The sequence below is a fragment of the Streptomyces sp. NPDC047981 genome (assembly GCF_040653315.1).
Taxonomy (GTDB): domain Bacteria; phylum Actinomycetota; class Actinomycetes; order Streptomycetales; family Streptomycetaceae; genus Streptomyces.
The window spans coordinates 31,840-50,799 of record NZ_JBEZNQ010000058.1 but is presented as its reverse complement, the minus strand read 5'-3'; the positions used below and the strand labels follow the sequence as shown (position 1 = coordinate 50,799).

The window sequence follows — 18,960 nt, the reverse complement described above, 5'->3', positions numbered from 1 at the left end:
TTGTCTATCACCCCCCCTCCCCCCCCCACACGCCCGCGCCGGTGCCGGGGGGGGGGGGGGGGGCGGGGGCCCCCCCCCCCCCCCGGGGGGGGGCCCCCCCCCCCCCGGCGGCCCCCGGCCGGACACCACCGACACCCCCCCCAGGAGGACCCGACCATGAGCAGCAGCGACCAGAACGCGTTCCGCGGCCCGATCGACTCGTCCCGCATCCCGCGGTACGCCGGTCCCGCGACGTTCGCCCGGCTGCCGCGACTCGACGAGGTCGGCACCGCCGACGTCGCCGTGGTCGGCATCCCCTTCGACAGCGGCGTCTCCTACCGCCCGGGCGCCCGCTTCGGCGGCAACGCGATCCGCGAGGCCTCCCGCCTCCTGCGCCCGTACAACCCGGCGCAGGACGCCTCGCCGTTCGCCCTCGCGCAGGTCGCGGACGCCGGTGACATCGCCGCCAACCCGTTCAACATCAACGAGGCCGTCGAGACGATCGAGGCCGCGGCCGACGACCTGCTCGGCACCGGCGCGCGCATGATGACCCTCGGTGGCGACCACACCGTCGCGCTGCCGCTGCTGCGCTCCGTCGCCAAGAAGCACGGCCCCGTCGCGCTGCTGCACTTCGACGCGCACCTCGACACCTGGGACACCTACTTCGGCGCCGAGTACACCCACGGCACCCCGTTCCGCCGCGCCGTCGAGGAGGGCATCCTCGACACCTCCGCCCTGTCGCACGTCGGCACGCGCGGCCCGCTGTACGGCAAGCAGGACCTGACCGACGACGAGAAGATGGGCTTCGGCATCGTCACCTCGGCGGACATCTACCGCCGCGGCGCCGACGAGGTCGCCGACCAGCTGCGCCAGCGCATCGGCGACCGCCCGCTGTACATCTCCATCGACATCGACTGCCTCGACCCGGCCCACGCCCCCGGCACCGGCACCCCCGAGGCGGGCGGCATGACCTCGCGCGAGCTCCTGGAGATCCTGCGCGGCCTGTCCTCCTGCAACCTGGTCTCCGCGGACGTGGTGGAGGTCGCCCCGGCCTACGACCACGCGGAGATCACCGCCGTCGCGGCCTCGCACACGGCGTACGAACTGACGACGATCATGTCCCGCCAGATCGCGGCCGGCCGCGCCTCCGGCGCGTAGCAACCCCCTGGTGGTGTGTGGGCATGCGTTCCGCCGGAGCGGAACGGGTGGGCACACACCACCCACCGGGCCGCACCCGACCACCGAGCCACGCCCAGAGGGACCTCATGACCCACGACCACGACCTCGTGCTGCGCCCCACGGCCGCGCAGACCGCCGCCGCCCTCGACCCGCCGGCCGGGCGCAACGGCGGTGACCTCGTCGTCGAGACCCTGACCGGTCTCGGGGCGACGACCGTCTTCGGGCTTCCCGGCCAGCACGCGCTCGGCATGTTCGACGCGCTGCGCCGCTCCTCCCTCACGTACGTCGGGCTGCGCGTCGAGAACAACGCGGGGTTCGCGGCCGACGCGTACGGCCGGATGACCGGCGAGGCGGCCCCGCTGCTGCTCTCCACCGGCCCCGGCGCGCTGATGTCGCTGGCCGCGCTCCAGGAGGCGGCGGCCGCCTCGGCGCCGGTCCTCGCGATCGGCAGCCAGGTCCCGGTGGCGGGTCTCGGCGGCGGGCGGCACGGCTACCTCCACGAGCTGCGCGACCAGCAGGCGTCCTTCCGGGACGTCGTGAAGTCCGTGCACACGGTCCGTACGCAGTCCCAGATCCCGTCCGCCATCGCGGCGGCCTGGGAGTCGGCGCTGACCGCACCGCACGGCCCGGTCTGGGTGGAGATCCCGCAGGACGTCCTCCTGGCGGAGACCACGCTTCCGGTCGTCACGGCGATGGACGCGACGCCGGAGGAGGTCGTCCCGCGCCCCGAGCTGACGGCGGTGGCGGCGCACCTCCTGGCGAACGCCGAGCGCCCGGCGATCATCGCGGGCGGCGGGGTGGTCCGCTCGGACGCGTCCGGCAAGCTGCTGGCCCTGGCGGAGCGGATCGACGCGCCGGTCGTGACCACCTTCGGCGGCAAGGGCGCGTTCCCGTGGGAGCACCCGCTGTCGCTGCAGTCCTGGCTGGAGGACCGGCACACCACCGACTTCCTGGAGGACGCGGACGTCCTCCTCGTCGTCGGCTCGGGGCTGGGCGAGCTGTCCTCGAACTACCACACGTTCGCGCCCCGCGGCCGGGTGATCCAGATCGAGGCGGACGCGGGCAAGCTGGAGTCCAACCACCCGGCGCTCGGCATCCACGCGGACGCCCGCCTCGCGCTCCAGGCGCTCCTGGAGACGGTTCCGGTACGGGAGGACGCGACGGCCCCGGACCGCGTGAAGGAGGTCCTGACGAAGGTCAGGGACCGCATCGCGGCGCAGGACCTGGGCCTGGAGCAGCGGATCGTGGCGTCGGTCCGGGAGGCCCTGCCGGACGACGCGCCGAGCTTCTGGGACATGACGATCCTGGCGTACTGGGCCTGGTCGGCCTTCGACGCCCGCCGGCCGAACACCATGCACTCCGCCCAGGGCGCCGGCGGCCTCGGCTACGGCTTCCCCGCCGCCCTCGGCGCCGCGGCGGCCGACCCGACCCGCCCGGTGCTCGCGGTCTCGGGCGACGGCGGCGCGATGTACTCGATCGCGGAGCTGGCGACGGCCAAGCAGTACGGCTCGAACGTCACCTGGCTCATCGTCGACGACGGCGGCTACGGCATCCTGCGCGAGTACATGACGGAGGCCTTCGGCGAGGCCACCGCCACCGAACTGGCCCGCCCGGACTTCGTGGCCCTGGCCGAATCCTTCGGCGTCCCGGCCCTCCGCACGACCCCGGAATCCCTGACGGAAGACCTGTCGAAGTCCCTGTCGACCCCGGGCCCGTCGGTGGTGGTCCTCCCGGCACTGCTGCGGATGTTCGAGCCCACGCACCTCTGAGTGAAGGGCATTGCTGCCCTGACCTGCACGGCATATCCTCCTTATGTCCAGTACATAGGGAGGATCTGTCATGTCGAACCTGTATGTGGAAGTCGATGACGACGCTCTCGCCGAGGCCGCGGAGATACTGGGCACGAAGACGAAGAAGGACACGGTCAACGCGGCTCTGCTGGAGGTGGCCCAGCGCCACAAGCGGCTGCGGGCGCTGGAGGCGCTGACCGCGATGGCCGAGCGGGGCGACTTCGACATCCTCATGGACAAGAAGAACTACCGTCGATGAGTCCCGTCACCCACCTCGTCGACACCTCGGCCGCCGTCCGGATCCTGGCTCGTCCGCACGTGCAGGACGAGTGGCGCCAGCACACCACGGAGGGCGTCATCGGCCTCTGCGACCTCAGCGAACTGGAGATCCTCCACTCCGCGAGGTCGGCCAACGACAGGATCCTCAAGGAGGACCTCCTCGCCCAGGTGTTCAACCGGGTCCCTGTCCCCGACGGGATCTACCAGCGGGCCCGGAAGGTCCAGCAGATGCTCACCAACCGGGGCGAGCACCGGAGCGCCGGCCCGGTGGATCTGCTCGTGGCGGCGACCGCCGAGCTGGCGGGCCTGACTCTCGTCCACTACGACAAGGACTTCGACACCGTCGCCCGCCTCACGGGCCAGCCCACCCAGTGGGTCGCCCCACCGGGCACCGCCTGACGAGCCCCGGACGGTCCTAGGACCGGAGACCGGTCTTGTCGCTTCCGTCCGCGCGAAGTGTTGCGGCGGGATGAAATCGCACGCCAGCCGCGTTGGAGCCTTCCGGTAGAGCAGGACGAACGGGAGGCACCACGTGGCAGCGGCGGGGCAGAAACAGGCGGAGCGGCAGGCTGCGGCGCCGCAGGGGCAGGGGTGGGCGCGGCGGCTGAGCGCGTACGCCTGGCGGTACAAGGCCAACGTCGTGCTCGCCCTCGGCTCCTCCCTCGCCGGGATGGCCGTCCTCGCTCTCGTGCCGCTCATCACCAAGGTCATCATCGACGACGTCATCGGCGCGAAGACCCGGTCCCTGACCGTCTGGACCGGCCTCCTCATCGGCTCCGCCCTCGCCGTCTACGCCCTCACCTACATCCGCCGCTACTACGGCGGCCGGCTCGCCCTCGACGTCCAGCACGACCTGCGGACCGAGATGTACGCCACCATCACCCGGCTCGACGGGCGGCGCCAGGACGAGCTGTCCACCGGGCAGGTCGTCGGCCGGGCCACCAGCGACCTCCAGCTCATCCAGGGCCTGCTCTTCATGCTCCCGATGACGATCGGGAACTTCCTGCTCTTCCTGATCTCGCTGGCCGTCATGGCCTGGCTCTCCCTCCCGCTCACCCTCGTCGCCCTCGCCGTCGCCCCCGCCCTCTGGTTCATCGCCAAGCGCAGCCGCGCCCGCCTGCACCCCGCCACCTGGTACGCCCAGGCGCAGGCCGCCACCGTCGCCGGGGTCGTCGACGGGTCGGTGACCGGCGTCCGCGTCGTCAAGGGCTTCGGCCAGGAGGACCAGGAGACCGGGAAGATCCGCGAGGCCAGCCGCAAGCTCTTCGCGGGCCGCCTGCGCACCATCCGCCTGAACGCCCGCTACACCCCGGCGCTCCAGTCCGTGCCCGCCCTCGGCCAGGTCGCCGTCCTCGCGCTCGGCGGCTGGCTCGCCACCCGCGGCCAGATCACCCTCGGCACCTTCGTCGCCTTCTCCGCCTACCTCGCCTCCCTCGTCGGCCCCGTCCGCATGCTCGCCATGGTCCTCACCGTCGCCCAGCAGGCCCGCGCCGGCGTCGAGCGCGTCCTGGAGCTGATCGACACCGAGCCGGTCATCAAGGACGGCACGAAGGAGCTGCCGGCCGACGCCGAGGCGACGGTCGAGTTCGACGACGTGACGTTCGCGTACGAGGACGGGCGCCCCGTCCTCGACGGGTTCTCCCTCGAGATCCGGGCCGGCGAGACCGTCGCCGTCGTCGGCGCCTCCGGCTCCGGCAAGTCCACCGTCTCCCTCCTCCTGCCCCGCTTCTACGACGTGTCCCACGGCGCCGTCCTCGTCGGCGGCCACGACGTCCGCGAGCTGACCCAGGACTCCCTGCGCGCCGCCATCGGGCTGGTCCCCGAGGACAGCTTCCTGTTCTCCGACACCGTCCGCGCCAACATCGCGTACGGCCACCCCGACGCCACCCAGGAGCAGATCGAGACCGCGGCCCGCGCCGCCCAGGCGGACCGCTTCATCGCCGAGCTGCCCGACGGCTACGACACCAAGGTCGGCGAGCACGGCCTCACCCTCTCCGGCGGCCAGCGCCAGCGCGTCGCCCTCGCCCGGGCGATCCTCACCGACCCCCGGCTGCTCCTCCTCGACGACGCCACCTCCGCCGTCGACGCGCGCGTGGAGCACGAGATCCACGAGGCGCTCGCCTCCGTGATGGCCGGCCGCACCACCCTCCTCATCGCCCACCGCCGCTCCACCCTCGGCCTCGCCGACCGGATCGCGGTCCTGGACGACGGCCGGCTCTCCGACATCGGCACCCACGAGGAGCTGGAGGAGCGCTCCCCGCTCTACCGCAGGCTCCTCACCGACCCCGACGAGCTCGGCGGCGTCTCACCCGGCCACACCCTCCCCGTGGAAGTCCCCGAGGACCGCAGCCTCCGCGCCGAGCTGGACGCCGAGTTCGACGCCGAACGCGGCATCACCCCCACCCTCTGGGTCCGCGAGGAGACCGAGAGCGAGGAGTCCCAGGCCCCCGGGGCCACCCCCGAGCTGCTCGCCGCCGTCGAAGCGCTGCCGCCCGCCACGGACACCCCGGACATCGACGAGACCCGCGCGGTCACCCCCGAGGACTCGTACGGACTGCGCCGCCTCCTGCGCGGCTTCAAGGTCCCCCTCCTCATCAGCCTCGGCCTCGTCGCCGTCGACGCGGGCATGGGCCTGCTGCTTCCGGTCCTGATCCGGCACGGCATCGACGACGGCGTGAACAAGCTCGCCATGGGCGCCGTCTGGGCCGCCTCCGCGCTCGCCCTGCTCACCGTCGTCGTGCAGTGGTTCGCCCAGACCGCCGAGATCAAGATGACCGGCCGCACCGGCGAACGCGTCCTGTACGCCCTGCGTCTGAAGATCTTCGCCCAGCTCCAGCGGCTCGGCCTCGACTACTACGAGCGCGAGCTGACCGGCCGGATCATGACCCGGATGACGACGGACGTGGACGCCCTGTCGACGTTCCTCCAGACGGGTCTGGTCACCGCCTTCGTCTCCGTCACGACCTTCTTCGGCATCATGGGCGCGCTGCTCGTGCTCGACCTCCAGCTCGCCCTGGTCGTCTTCGCGACGCTGCCGGTCCTCGCCGTCGCCACGTACTTCTTCCGCCGCTCCAGCGTGAAGGCGTACGAGCTGGCCCGCGAGCGGATCAGCGTCGTCAACGCCGACCTCCAGGAGTCGGTCTCCGGCCTCCGCATCGTCCAGGCCTTCCGCCGCGAGCACTCCGGCGTCGCACAGTTCACGGCCCGCAGCGACGAGTACCGCGAGGCCCGTGTCCGGGGCCAGTGGCTGATCTCGATCTACTTCCCGTTCGTCACCCTGCTCTCCTCGGTGGCCGCGGCGGCGGTGATGATCGTCGGCGCGAACAGGATCGAAGCCGGCACCCTCACCACAGGCGCCCTGGTCGCGTACCTCCTCTACATCGACCTCTTCTTCGCCCCCGTCCAGCAGCTCTCCCAGGTCTTCGACGGCTACCAGCAGGCCACGGTCTCCCTGAAGCGCATGCAGGAACTGCTCCAGGAACCGACCTCGACCGCCGAGGCGCCCGAACCCCGCGAAGTCCTCTCCCTGCGCGGCGAGATCGCCTTCGAGAACGTGACGTTCGCGTACGGAGACGAGGAAGAGGCCCTCAAGGAGATCGACCTCCACATCCCGGCAGGCCAGACGGTCGCCTTCGTGGGCGAGACGGGCGCGGGCAAGTCCACCTTGGTCAAACTGGTCGCCCGCTTCTACGACCCCACCTCCGGCCGGGTCACGGCCGACGGCGCCGACCTCAAGGACCTGGACCTCACCTCGTACCGCCACCGGCTCGGCGTCGTCCCGCAGGAGGCGTACCTCTTTCCCGGGACGATCCGCGACGCCATCGCGTACGGCCGCCCCGAGGCGAGCGACGCCGAGGTCGAGGCGGCGGCCCGCGCGGTCGGCGCGCACGACATGATCGCGACCCTGGACGGCGGCTACCTCCACGAGGTCGCCGAGCGCGGCCGCAACCTCTCCGCGGGCCAGCGCCAGCTGATCGCCCTCGCCCGCGCCGAGCTGGTCGACCCGGACATCCTGCTCCTCGACGAGGCCACCGCCGCGCTCGACCTGGCCACCGAGGCCCAGGTCAACCAGGCCACCGACCGCCTCGCAGGCCGCCGCACGGCCCTGGTCGTCGCCCACCGCCTGACGACGGCGGCCCGCGCGGACCGCGTCGTCCTGATGGCACACGGCCGCGTCGCCGAGGACGGCACGCACGACGAACTCCTGGCGAAGGGCGGCGCGTACGCGACGCTCTGGAAGGCCTTCATCGGCGAGGAGGAGCCGGCAAGGGCCGTCTAGGACGGCCGGACGCAACCACCGGGGCCCCTCCTGCGTCGTACGCATGTACGGCAAGGAGTCGGGAGGGGATCCAGGTGTTGTTTGGGTTCAAGGTGACGAAACACGGCCGCCGCCTACTCGGCCACGCCCTGGCGGTCCTGCTCACGGCCACCACCCTCACCCTCGCCGGCCCGGCGGTCGCGACCGCCGACGCCGCCTCCCTCTGCGTGGGCCGCCCGTCGAAGACCGTCACCTTCCCGGGCGGCGAACTCCGCCTCTACCGCAGCCGCCAGTACGTCTGCGCCACCACGGTCGCCACCCACCCCGGCGCCCGCCGCGCCATGTCCCTCTCCCTCCAGCCCCGAGGCGGCCGCCCGGCGGTCGACTCCGGCCGCTACACCCGCCAGGCCGGCCCCATCACGGTCCACGCCCTCAACCGCTGCGTCCGAGCCTCCGGCTCGATCGCGGGCCGGGGGACGTCCACGGGGTGGGTGCTGTGCTGACTGGCGGATGACGTGTTGAAGCGTCAGAGAGGCCACGCGGGTGACCTAACTGATCGCGCGATGCCCTGGACCGTGTGCCGAAGAAGGTTCCCCGCCCCTTCTCGATAGTGCGATCACCGGTGGCGGTCAGACGAGGTGGTTGCCGCTCTTGAGGCTGGAGACGAACAAGGTCCATCCGACAGTCGTGAAGACAAGTGCGGGGCCGGCTGGGGACTTGGAGTCGCGGACCGGAATTCCCGAGGTATGGCCGTCCAGAACCTCGACGCAACTCCCTGACTCGTTCCCGCTGTAGGACGATTTGCGCCAGCCGCTCAGCGTGGAGGAGTCAGAGATGATGTGCTCACTCATGGTGTCCATGTTCCTTCGCGATCGCCCGCATCAGCGTCAGTGACTCTTTCAAGGGCAACGCGTCGCCCAGCGCCAGATCGTAGACGCCTTGCAGTCGCTGAACGACGGATGGGGAGTCGTGCAGCTTGCCGATCGAGACACCCTCGCTGTACGCGGCCGGTGGCTGGTCCTCGAACCACATCAGCGTCAGCATGCCCTGCATGAGCGGATGGACGCCGAGGCTCACGGGGAGGACATGCACCCGCACTCGGTCCTTCTCCACTAAGTGGATGAGGTGCGCGATCTGCTCAGCCATGACCTCCGGTCCGCCGATGGGGCGGCGCAGGACCATTTCGTCGAGCAGTGCCCACACCACAGGCATCACCGGGTCAGCCAGGATCCTGGATCGCTCGATCCGCGTGGCAACGTGCCTGTCCCGCTCCTCCTCGCTCCTGGGAGGAAAGGTCGTGCCCAGAACCGCGCGCGCATATCGCTCCGTCTGGAGAATGCCGGGCACGAAGGAGCTGGCGAACTCCCGAATCATCGTCGCCTGTTGTTCGAGCTGACGTGCGGTTTCGAAATAGTCGGCGATCGTGTCGTCGACCTGCGGCAGGAAACTCTGCAGCACGTCCCCGGTCCCCAGAGCCCTATCCAGTCGTCGCGCGTCTTCCAGCGATGGGATCCGACGGCCTGCCTCGATGTGGGCGATGTGCGAACGCGTCATGATTGCTAGGTCGGCCAGCTCCTGTTGGGTGAGGCCGGCCGCCTCCCGTTGAGCCTTCAGCCACTTCCCGTAGACGTTGCTCATCGTCAACCCCTCTGCGGCAAACGCCACGTCCCCGACCGCAGTTCAGGGTAGCCGCAGTGGTCTCAAGCCGTGAGGGAATCGCTACAGAGCGAGATCCCGGCAGACGAACGCGTCCGACCAAGCCGCCGAGGGGAGACCTCTGCGGCCGTCGTGAACAGTCGCGGCCTGCCCGTCGCCACCGTCGGCAGCACCGTCGGTGACTGCCTGACCTACCGGATTGACAGCCTCGCGGCCCACCTGCTCCGCGAGAGAATTCGCCCCGGCCAGGATGCTTCCGGCTACTCACCGCAACCGCAGCCTGCCAGTCCTGGATGCTGCCCGTGCCGCCAGCTCCCACGCGCCGTACAAACTGGCCCTGTGCACGGCCTCCGCGCCCCGGCGACCCGCCTGACGTACCAGTTGTCCGCTGGTGTTGCCGTCATTACGCCAGGAGGCCCCACCGGAATCGAACCGGTGATCTAGTTAAACCATCTCTTTCCAGATTGCAAAATCGCGAACGGTTTTCATGGCGAGGCGATTTGAAATTTCAGCTCGAGACACAGACTCCAGCCAGCTATCGAAGGAAACCTCGTCACCGGGGAACCACCACTCCGAATGGCTGCCTACACAGTCAAGGTCATCATCCAAGAAGTATCTCAATTCGAACTGCACCTGAATGTAGGACTCGTGTCCGCCAGTCGCGTCGACGACTTCAAGCTGCCGGAGAATGCCGAGAGCGAAGGTGGGCTCCGGAAACCAATTGACCTTACCGTACTGGAAGAGATATCCGTCTGCGTCGGGGAGTTCCGGCACTTCAAATTCGATCGCCGAAAACTGCCTCACCAGCTGGGTCAGTCCCGAAAGTGACCTGTCGAAGCCACCCATCTCCTCGACGAGTTGGCGTGCGATGCCCTCCGCCAAATCTACCTGCTGCTTCCTGGACATGATCACCTTTCGAGTCCTGCGGTACGCCCCCTTGCGGGCGCCCGCTCATCCCCCAGTGGTCGGGCCCCTTCGGCCTACGGCCAGCCTCCACCCTGCAGTTGGCGTCTGACGTGGTCTATGACGTCAAGCGCTTCACTCCTGTTCCTTGCTCCGCTCATCAAGTCATTCACGTACGCGTAGTACTCATTCGTGTGAATCGTAGAGTGCACCGACAACCCGTGTGGGTTGGGAGATGAACTGCTTCGCGGGAGCCAGACGCCGTTCTCGGCATCGTTCACGCCGATTCCGAATCTATCCAGCTGCACCCTTGCGGGGGCGGCCTTCGGTGAATTCCCTGCCACGATGTGGTGCGGGGAATGAGGCGTTGCTCTCTCAAGGAGCGCAAGGAACAGCAGGACGAGGAGCGCGAGACGGCAGGGCCAGCTTGGAGGGACAGCGGACTCGTCTTCACCACGCCGACTGGCGGCTCTCTCGACCCGGCCAACCTCACCCGCCGCTTCCGCAGCTTCCTCGACCGGGCTGGCCTCCGGCGCATCCGCTTCCACGACCTCCGGCACTCAACCGCGACTCTGCTCCTGGAACAGGGCGTGGACCTGGTTGTGATCAAGGAACTTCTGGGCCACGCCCATATCGGCGTCACTGCCGGCGTCTACGCCCACGTCCGACTCCGCCTCCAACGCCAAGCCATCAACGCGTTGGGACACGCCCTCGGCGGCCAGGACGACGAGCCCGACGGCCCGCCCGCCGCTGCCGTCGTCCGCTGACGTCAGCGTTGCCGTCAAACCCGCTGCAGGGCCCCGCCAGACCATATTTCTGGCGGGGCCCTACAGCGGTTTCCTGCATCCCACGGGTAGCGATTAGCAGCAGCCAGGAAGGAACCGATCGCCTTACGGCTCTCAATGCGAGCCGTAAGGCGACAAGGGTTTTCTCAGGCAATCGGACTTCTATCGGGATCCAATACGTTTACGCCTTCCGCGTCCAGCATGGATTCGAAATCGTCAAGAGTCTCGCGCTTGATGAAATCAGCCTCGCTCTTGTGGATCGGAAGCAGCCACAGGAATCGCGCACCACCCGCTTCCGTCGGAGCCCATTCAAGTTCAGGCCCGTAGGGATAGGGCAGACTCACCAGGAGGTGATCCATGCGAGAATCCGGCATCCAGGGGCGGCCAATATTGATGACCGATCCCACGTCCAACTGATGAGCCTCGAACGAGTGATAGTGACTCACCATTGCCAGCGTTTCCGAGTGAACGTCGGCAGCCACGGGCGACATTACGAAGAACTCGATTCCACCGACTGTAGATCCATGCACAGAGGACCCGACTGTCACGTAGACCCAGGCCTCACCAGCACGCTGGGGGTAGACCCGATAGGTGGCGAAGTGCGGAACTCGGTCCAGGATCGGCCCGAGATCCCAGGGGGCAGATTCCACAATATGGCCGTCCCAGAATCCCCGAACATGCCGCTCAAGGGCCGACAATCGTTCGCTTTCTTCGGTCATAGTCCCAGATTCCTCTTTATCGCCTTGGAGACCTTCGCCATCTCGGCCCCCTGCGATCGCTGGCAGACCTGACATGCAGCCCCATTGATGCCGTCATTCCTTGCGTAGGCTCTTCGCTCCGCGTTCGTCATTTCCGACCCGCCGCCGCGATAGTAGTGGAGAACAAGCGGCGGATCATGCTCGGGAACGGGGGCATGAGCGGTTCCTGATGTCATCGTAGCGCCGCACTCCGGGCACGGCTGGCCCTCACCCGCCGCTCGCGCCGCACGGCCGCCAGGGCCATTTGTCTGAGAACCGCCGTAGTGCGTAGCCCGACTGTACGGAACTGTGGCCGTGACCGGGTTTTCCAGGTCACTCGCAACCCCGCTGGAATCCACTTCGAACCGGGCGCCACCGCAATTGTGAACGAGGACCGGAGTGGCCCCCGCCAGCACATGGTACGTGTGCACGTCCGCGACTGTGAGGTTGTACGTGTCCTGCTGTGCTTCGTAGGCACGCACGCTCTCCACAGTGACAGTGGTGCCGTCGTCCGCGCGGAGGGTCATTCCGGACTTGAGGTCGCCGGCCTTGAGCCAGGTCTTCTCGGATTCTGACCAGAAGGGGTGGTGATCCGTCGTGGTGAGGTTGTCCGATTTCCCTTCGTCTGCAACGGTGAGCTCGACAAAGGTCTTGTCCGTTGCCGTGAAGATCACGGCCGTGGCGGATCTCTTCTCGGTCTGTCCAGTCTCGGGGTCGGTCGCGAGGACCTCATCACCGACTTCGACGTCCTCGATCGGCTTTGTGCTGCCATCAGCGAGGAGCACCGCTGTGCCGGCGACGAAACTGTTGTTCTCACATGGCTTGAGCGGCTTAGTCGGGTTGGCCTTCTTTAGCAAGGGTTTGAGCGGCTTGACTCGCCCAAGTCCTGGGATCGCGCCGACCATGCTCCAGCCGGCCTCTTCGTAGTCTCCATCCCAGATGTCGATGCCCGCCGAAATGATGCTGGCCGGGACCGAGAAGACAGGGAGCGGAGCCTCGGACATCACCTCGGCTGTTTCTTCCCAGTTCTTCGGGCGGTCCTGTACGACTTCCCAGGTGTAGCCGCTGCCGATTCCCCCCACGCCGTACTGGACGTAGTCACCGTCCTTGTTGGTCTTCTTTCCCTTCCAGATCCAACCGTCACTGGTGCGTGTCCAAGACTCATGGACCTGCTCCGAGAGACCAGGGTGACCACACGTGGTGTTGTTCCCGCCGCAGCGTCCGTCCGGCGCCAGACCCGATGGGTCGGACAACGTGACCGGGCTGCCGTTCGCGTACGTGTACCCGTTCATCTGGAGCGGGTCCGTGATGTCGATGATCGGGTCCGCCGATATGAAGCGGCCCGTTGTCGGGTCGTATTCGCGGGCGCCGATGTGGGTGAGGCCTGTCGTCGGGTCGTTGACGCCGGTGCCCACGAAGGTCTGGCGGCCCGGCCAGTTGTCGGTGGCCGTCGGGTCCGTGGTGCCGCGGGGGTTGCCGTAGGGGTCGAAGGCGCGGCGGGTGAGGGGCTGGCCGGTGGACATGTCGACTGCTGTTGTCGAGGTGCCCTGGTGGTCCGTGAGGAGGACCGACAACTTCGCGGAGCTGGCAGAGCCGGCCGTCGTGCGGATCGTCGTCGGCGCGCCCGGGTGGGTGTAGTAGCGCTCGGCGCTGATCGCCCCGCCAACCGTGGAGACCGTCACGCGGGCGTCCGGCAGGTAGAGCGTGCGCGTGGTCGCCGTGTTCTCGATCAGGCGGTTGCCGGACGCGTCATAGATGTACTGCGTCTCGTCGCCCGGCTGCCACTTCTGCGGGTTCTGCTCGTCGCAGGCGACGAGCTGGAGGTCCTTGCCGTCCGAGTAGTCGCCGTTCGGGATGTCTACGCAGGTGTTCGACTGCGGGTGGTAGAGCGAGTCGTCGTCAGGACGGTCGACGAACTCCTGCGCCTTGTTCCCCGCCGTGCACGTCTTGACGACCAGCTTCGTGCCCTCGGCGGTCGCGCACTTGCCCAGCACCCTGAGCGCGTCGCCGTTCGCGTTCCACCGCTGGGCGGCCGTGCCGTTGCACGTGTAGAGCTGTATCGGGGTGCCGTCTGCCGTGACCGCGCCCTGAAGGTCGAGGCATTTGCCGGAGTGGTTCTTCCAGACGCCCGAGCCGTTGCCGAAGCCGCTGACCGAGGTGACCTTGTTCCGGCGGTCCCACGTCAGGGTCTGCGTGTCGCCGCCGACCATGCGCTGGGTGGTGTTGCCCGCCGTGTCGGAGACGTAGGTGGACAGAGAGGTGACCGAGGATCCTTGTTCCTTGACCGCGCCGTCCACACGCGTCAGCGTGTGCGGCTGCACCAACTCTGGCGCCTGCGTACCGTTGTTGGTGTTCGTCCTGCCGTACGTGTACGTGAAGACGTCGTCCAGGGTGCCGTTCGCCAGGTCGTGGACCGTCATCTGCGTGCGGTTGCCGATGGCGTCGAAGGCGTACGAGTGCCAGTAGCCGCCACCGTTGATGCCGGCAGCGACCTGGGTCCGGTCAGGTTCGGCAGCTTCCTCCGTCGTCGAGGCGGTCGGGCAGCCCGTCTGGCCCGTCCAGGCGTGGACCATGCGGCCCATCGGGTCGTACGAGAAGCACTGCTGGTCCGTGGCCGTGGAGGCCACGCCGCCGTTGACGTCGGTCTGCTGGTCCGCGATCGACGTGACGTTGCCGACCGTGTCGTAGCCGTACGTCCGCTTCGAGATCGTCGAGTTGGGGATCGTGGCTTCCCGTAGGCTCTGGGTCTCCTGCAGCCTGCCGGTGAACTCGTCGTACAGGTTGTTCGTCCACACCCGCAGCGGAGCCTTGCCCGACGTGGTGCGCAGGACCTGGCCGAGGGGGCCGTAGAGCGTGCCGGACGTGTACCAGGCGGAGCCCGAGGTGGTGACCGGGGCGCCTTCCTCGTCGTACCGGGTGATCAGCTTCTCTGCGGCGAGGCCGGCCGGGGTGGCCGGAAGGCTCGTCGACTGGAGCTTGCCCGTCGGGGTGTACGTGTAGGTGTACGCGTACGTTCCGGCGAGGCCGGTCGTCTCCGTGCCGGCCGGGATGGTGAGCTTGCTGCCTGTGGGGCGGTACTCGATGTCATAGCCGGTGACTTCACTGGTGTAGGCGCCGCCTTCGGCGTAGTGGATCGTCGCGACCGGCTGCCCCTTCGCGCCCGGTAGATCGTCGTACGTCCACTTGGTGACCAGCGGTCCGGTGAGAGAGTCGTTCCGCAGCTCGGTCGTGCGGCCCAGGCTGTCGTACAGCGTGTACTGCACGTGCTTCCGGGAGTCCTCCGACGAGACCTTGCGGTCCAGTTCGTCGTAGCCGAAGGCCGACTGGCCCATATCAGGGTCGGTGGTCGTGGTCAGTCGGCCTCGGACGTCGTACGTGTACGTCCAGGCGTTGCCGTTGGCGTCCGTGACCTTCGCGAGCTTGCCGCGAGGATCGTAGGTGTACGAGGTGGTGACCCCGGCAGGTACAGGACCGGTGAGGTTGGTCGTCGTGTAGTGCCGGACCTCGGTGGTGCGGCCGAAGGCGTCCGTCGTGGTTCGGGCGGAGCGGCTGCCCGCGAGCGGGGTGGTGCCGTCCGCCGACATCCCGGTGCGGCTCAGCGTCCAGTCCGGGCCGTACTGGGTGACCGCGGAGTGCTGCGGGTCGTCGTTCTTCATCGTGGTGACCCGCACCGCGCGGCCGAGTCCGTCGTACGCGGTCTCCGTGGAGTGCGGAACCTCGAACACGGTCTGCGGAACGAACACCTCGGCGACCGGGTCGCCCGGCGCGAGGTAGGCGCTCTTGGTCTCGCTCACCGCGCCGTTTGCGTTGTACAGGGTGTCGGTGACGATACGGCCGGGGCCGTGCGCCTCGCTCTGCGTCTGGCGCGGGCGCAGCAAGCCGTCGTAGAGGGCGACGGACGAGGCGTACGTCCCGTTGTCGCGGAGCGTCCGGGTGGTGACCGAGGGGACCGCGTTGTCGGAGAGCTGGTAGTCGAACCGTACCGATGCCGGCGCAGGGGCCTTGCGCGACGGGGACCAGACGGCTGTGACGCGTCCGAACGCGTCGTACTCGCTCGTCGTCGTACGGTCGTTCGTGTCCGTCGCGGACAGGACGGAGCCGCGGGCCGGGTCGACGGTGGTGATCGACGTGTGGGCCTTGGCGTTGGTGGTCTTCACCTGGAACGCCGGGCCCGTGGCGGGAACGTACTCGGTCGTCGTGGAGTTGTTCTTCGCGTCCTGCACCTTCGTCGCGCGCCCCAGGGCGTCGTACTCCGTGCGTGCGGACGTGATCCAGCCGTCGCCGTCACCGTCGATGGTGTCGACCTGGCGCGGCAGACCCTTGGTGGGGGCGGCGCCGAAGGCGTTGAGGGCGTCGTAGGAGGTGCGGGTCTCGGCGATGATCCGGTCGGGTGAGGGGCCGGCCACGAGGCAGGAGCCGGTCACGCTCCGCATGTGGGACGGCAGGCCGATCAGGTGTGCCCCGGTGTTGTGGACGTACTGGGTGGACCTGCAGGACTCGTCGGATCGGGTGGTGCCGTCGGCTGCGACCGCGTAGGTGCGTTCGGTGAGCGGGAGGCCGTACGTGTCGTCGTGGTCAATCTCGGTTCGGATGGTGCGGGCGCTGGTTCCGCCGAGGGACTGGATCTTGTCGGTACGGACCGTTCCCGTGCGGTACGCCTTGAGCGCGGGCAGACCGTCGCCACGCGCACGCGTGGCGGTCTCCTTCACGTACGGCCAGAACAGTTCGCGGGCGTGGACGGTGCCCCCGGCCCCGGCCTTGGTGTACGTGAGGGATTCGGCGACACGGCCCTGGTAGGCGGGCAGGTCTTCGGCAAGCGTCAGCTCGCCCTCGGAGTCCTTGACGGTGATCTCCGCACGGCCGGCGTCACCGGACATGCCTCGGAAGTAGCGCGTGACCGACTTGGACTGCTCTGTCGCCTTGGACGTGCCGCTGTTCGCCGTCTCGCCGCGCGTGACGGTGACCATGGAGTGACCGCGCCACTGGTTGAAGGTGCGCAGCTCGGCCTTGGAGAACTCGTCGGTGTCCTTGGCCCAGCCCGCGCCCTCGTAGGAGTAGGCGGTGACGACATCAGGCTGCCGGGTCGCCCGGTCCTTTTCGACGATGCGGTCGACCACGTACTTGTTGAACCACTCAGTCTTCGGCTTTTCGACCTCCGGATCCGGGGACCAGTGAGCCGGGAAGCAGAGCGTGCCGTTCTTGTCCGGCGCAGGGTGGTTGGCGCCGACCGGGCACGGGTTTGAGTAGTCGACGTAGATCTCCCCACCGGTTTCGGTACGGATCGTCTCTACGCGCAGCCGGTCGAAGTCCGGCGTGTGGTCATCTTCACCCGTCCGGACACGGTTGGGCATGTCGACGACGTTGGGGAGGAAGGAGACCGCAGGCATCGGTGCGCCGATCGGGTTGCCTTCGGCGTCCTTCGTGGTGCCGTACCCGGTCCGCGAGATGGACTCCAGCCACAGCGGAGGGTGCGTGTCGGTGCGCTGCTTGGGGAAGGAGTGCTTGAGGCTCCACGAGTCGACGGGAGACAGCGCCGTGGATCCCGGCGTGCGCTGGCCGAAGGTCTCGATCGTGGTCAGCCTGACCCGGGTCCAGAACGTCGGTGCCGTGACATAACACTTGGCCTGGCCCGTCTTGCAGTAGAGCGTCGACGGCGTGTCCCACCAGGGCTGCTTGTCACCGTAGTTCTTCGAGTCGAACTCGGCGTCGCTGCAGGCGGTTGCCCCTTCCTTGATGCACCTCTGGTCGGTCTTGAACACGACCTTGCCCGCCGGCGGACCGCTGAGGTTGTCGCTGCGGAGCCCGTAGAGGATCTGCGTCGGGTGGCCGGCGCGCTCGTACGCCTTCGCTGCGGTGAACTTGCCGTTCTGGGCGTAGCGGTTGACCTCCGACTGCCAGTCGATGGTCATGGCGTTGCCGTGGACGTCCTCGACCTGGTCGAGGTTCCAGCGCCATGCCTGGGTGCAGAGCGAGGAGGCGTACGAAGCCTGGTGGCATGGCTCGCCCGAGTGGTTTCCGGCGACGGGGACCGTGAGGACCGAGTCGGTGAGCGAGGGCTCGGCGGCGACGACGCCGTCACGGCCGAACCGGTAGCGGGTGCCGTCGCGGGTGGTGACCTGCCAGTACTCCCCGGAGTACGCGCCCGTCTGCTTGGCCTTCTTCGTGCCGTCCTTGCCCAGGTACTCGATCTTGGCGCCGTCGTCGCCGGCCGACACCCAGGTGCCGTCGGCGTCGTTGCGTACGAGTTCGGTCGTGCTGCCGCCCAGGGACAGGACGAGGTTCTCGCTGGCCCAGCACAGGTCCGCCTTCTCCTTGTCCGCGGAACCGGTGTTGTTGGGGGCGCCGGGGTTGTTCTTACGGTCGTCGGAGCAGGTGCGGTAGCGGCGCTCGACGTAGCCGGGGTGGTAGTCCCAGCCGTCTCCCACCCAGGAGGCCTGGCCGTTGGCGACGGAGGTCTTGCCGTCGACGGCCTGCGAGGAGTAGGAGAGGTTGATCTTCGGCGCCGGTCCCGCCGGAGGCGCCGGCACACCCAGCGGGTAGGTCCAGGAGAAACCGCCGCCGCTGCTGCCCGCCGTCCAGGAGCCGGATGGGGAGAGGGAGCTGGCCCTGTAGTTGCCGCCCGCACCCGCGCCCGAGTCCGTGGCTGCCAGAACCGTGGTGCCGCCGCCCGCCTGGGCGGAGAGGCCCTCCGCCTGACCAGCCGCCGGGTCGATGGTGGCGCGCACGGTGTCCGTCTCGGCATCGTTGACGCTGGGCACGTCCACCGGGGTCGAGCACTCGTCCAGTTCGGGAGTCGTGAGGAAGCACTCCGGGAGTTGGACGAACTGGAGGCGCGAGGCCCACTCGGTGCCGTACAGGTCCTCGAACGTGCCGTAGTTGAGCTCGACATCGAGCGGAGTCGACCCGGTCGGCGGCGGGGTGACGGTGATGATCGCGCCGTCGACGTCCGCGGATTCGGTCGCGGTGCGAGCCTCGACCTCGACGTTCCAGGTACCCGAAGGGGCCGGTGGGGCCGGTTCGCCTTGGGGTGCGGAGGCCTGACCGATCTTCACCGGGAGGTCCTCGACGGGGACAAGAGCACCCGCCGCCTGGGTGAGGTCCACCGAGCCCGTGTCGGCGGCGGGCGGGACGACCTCGTCCGGGTTCGGGTTGAACTCCTCCGGCGGGTTAACCGGTTCGCCGGACCAGCTGGTCAGCTCTTCGGTCTTGGCCTCGTCCTCGGGGGCCTTCTCGGTCTGTTGGAGGTCCGGCAGCTGCACGCTGTGCGACTCGGGGTCGTCCGGTGGAGGGGTCGCCAACGCCTCTGTCGGCAGAAGCGACATGGCCACGAGCGCCGACAGGACGACGCCGGCGCGGCGCGTGGCACCCCGCCTTCCGCGCCGAGACGCACGGAA

At 68.7% G+C, this 18,960-nt stretch carries 12 protein-coding genes and 1 pseudogene; 7 read left to right on the top strand and 6 right to left on the bottom strand.

The window, feature by feature from the left end:
* Positions 1-156 precede the first annotated feature (156 nt).
* The 6 genes from speB (at position 157) to AB0E14_RS28460 (ending at position 7,988) form a co-directional block, all read left to right on the top strand.
* Entirely contained in the window at positions 157-1,137 is a 981-nt protein-coding gene (gene speB / locus AB0E14_RS28485) for an agmatinase (RefSeq protein WP_362424174.1), read from the top strand.
* Between the two features lie 107 nt (positions 1,138-1,244).
* Entirely contained in the window at positions 1,245-2,927 is a 1,683-nt protein-coding gene (locus tag AB0E14_RS28480) for a thiamine pyrophosphate-binding protein (protein ID WP_362424171.1), read from the top strand.
* Between the two features lie 70 nt (positions 2,928-2,997).
* The gene (locus AB0E14_RS28475) at positions 2,998-3,207 is read left to right on the top strand and encodes a type II toxin-antitoxin system VapB family antitoxin (RefSeq protein ID WP_362424168.1); all 210 of its coding nucleotides are present in this window, start codon (positions 2,998-3,000) and stop codon (positions 3,205-3,207) included.
* A complete protein-coding gene (locus AB0E14_RS28470; RefSeq protein WP_362424165.1) occupies positions 3,204-3,626 on the top strand; it encodes a PIN domain nuclease in 423 nt (140 codons plus the stop codon). The genes AB0E14_RS28475 and AB0E14_RS28470 overlap by 4 nt, the downstream gene beginning before the upstream one ends.
* Before the next feature lie 133 nt (positions 3,627-3,759).
* On the top strand, positions 3,760-7,506 hold the full coding sequence (locus AB0E14_RS28465) for an ABC transporter ATP-binding protein (protein ID WP_362424162.1): 3,747 nt from the start codon (positions 3,760-3,762) through the stop codon (positions 7,504-7,506).
* A 137-nt stretch (positions 7,507-7,643) separates the two neighbouring features.
* Complete coding sequence (locus AB0E14_RS28460; RefSeq protein ID WP_362424180.1) at positions 7,644-7,988, top strand: hypothetical protein; 345 nt, start codon at positions 7,644-7,646, stop codon at positions 7,986-7,988.
* A 126-nt stretch (positions 7,989-8,114) separates the two neighbouring features.
* Here the strand turns inward: AB0E14_RS28460 and AB0E14_RS28455 are convergent, their stop codons facing one another.
* The 4 genes from AB0E14_RS28455 to AB0E14_RS28440 all read right to left on the bottom strand — a co-directional run bounded on the left by AB0E14_RS28455 (position 8,115) and on the right by AB0E14_RS28440 (position 10,388).
* Positions 8,115-8,336 (bottom strand): DUF397 domain-containing protein, encoded by a 222-nt coding sequence (locus AB0E14_RS28455; protein WP_362424159.1) that lies wholly within the window; start codon positions 8,334-8,336, stop codon positions 8,115-8,117.
* Positions 8,329-9,123 (bottom strand): helix-turn-helix transcriptional regulator, encoded by a 795-nt coding sequence (locus AB0E14_RS28450; protein ID WP_362424156.1) that lies wholly within the window; start codon positions 9,121-9,123, stop codon positions 8,329-8,331. The genes AB0E14_RS28455 and AB0E14_RS28450 overlap by 8 nt, the downstream gene beginning before the upstream one ends.
* Positions 9,124-9,585: 462 nt before the next feature.
* Complete coding sequence (locus AB0E14_RS28445; RefSeq protein ID WP_362424153.1) at positions 9,586-10,047, bottom strand: hypothetical protein; 462 nt, start codon at positions 10,045-10,047, stop codon at positions 9,586-9,588.
* Positions 10,048-10,121: 74 nt separating this feature from the next.
* Positions 10,122-10,388: an AHH domain-containing protein gene (locus AB0E14_RS28440; RefSeq protein WP_362424150.1), complete on the bottom strand. Its 267-nt coding sequence runs from the start codon at positions 10,386-10,388 to the stop codon at positions 10,122-10,124.
* Between the two features lie 27 nt (positions 10,389-10,415).
* On the opposite strand from AB0E14_RS28440, the pseudogene AB0E14_RS28435 reads away from it, so the two are divergent.
* Positions 10,416-10,811: pseudogene (locus AB0E14_RS28435) on the top strand (tyrosine-type recombinase/integrase); the annotation flags it as partial.
* A gap of 164 nt (positions 10,812-10,975) precedes the next feature.
* Here the strand turns inward: AB0E14_RS28435 and AB0E14_RS28430 are convergent.
* Both AB0E14_RS28430 and AB0E14_RS28425 read right to left on the bottom strand, forming a co-directional pair.
* A complete protein-coding gene (locus tag AB0E14_RS28430; RefSeq protein WP_362424145.1) occupies positions 10,976-11,548 on the bottom strand; it encodes a suppressor of fused domain protein in 573 nt (190 codons plus the stop codon).
* Entirely contained in the window at positions 11,545-18,888 is a 7,344-nt protein-coding gene (locus tag AB0E14_RS28425) for a polymorphic toxin-type HINT domain-containing protein (RefSeq protein WP_362424142.1), read from the bottom strand. Before AB0E14_RS28425 ends, AB0E14_RS28430 begins: the two co-directional genes overlap by 4 nt.
* Positions 18,889-18,960: the final 72 nt, after the last annotated feature.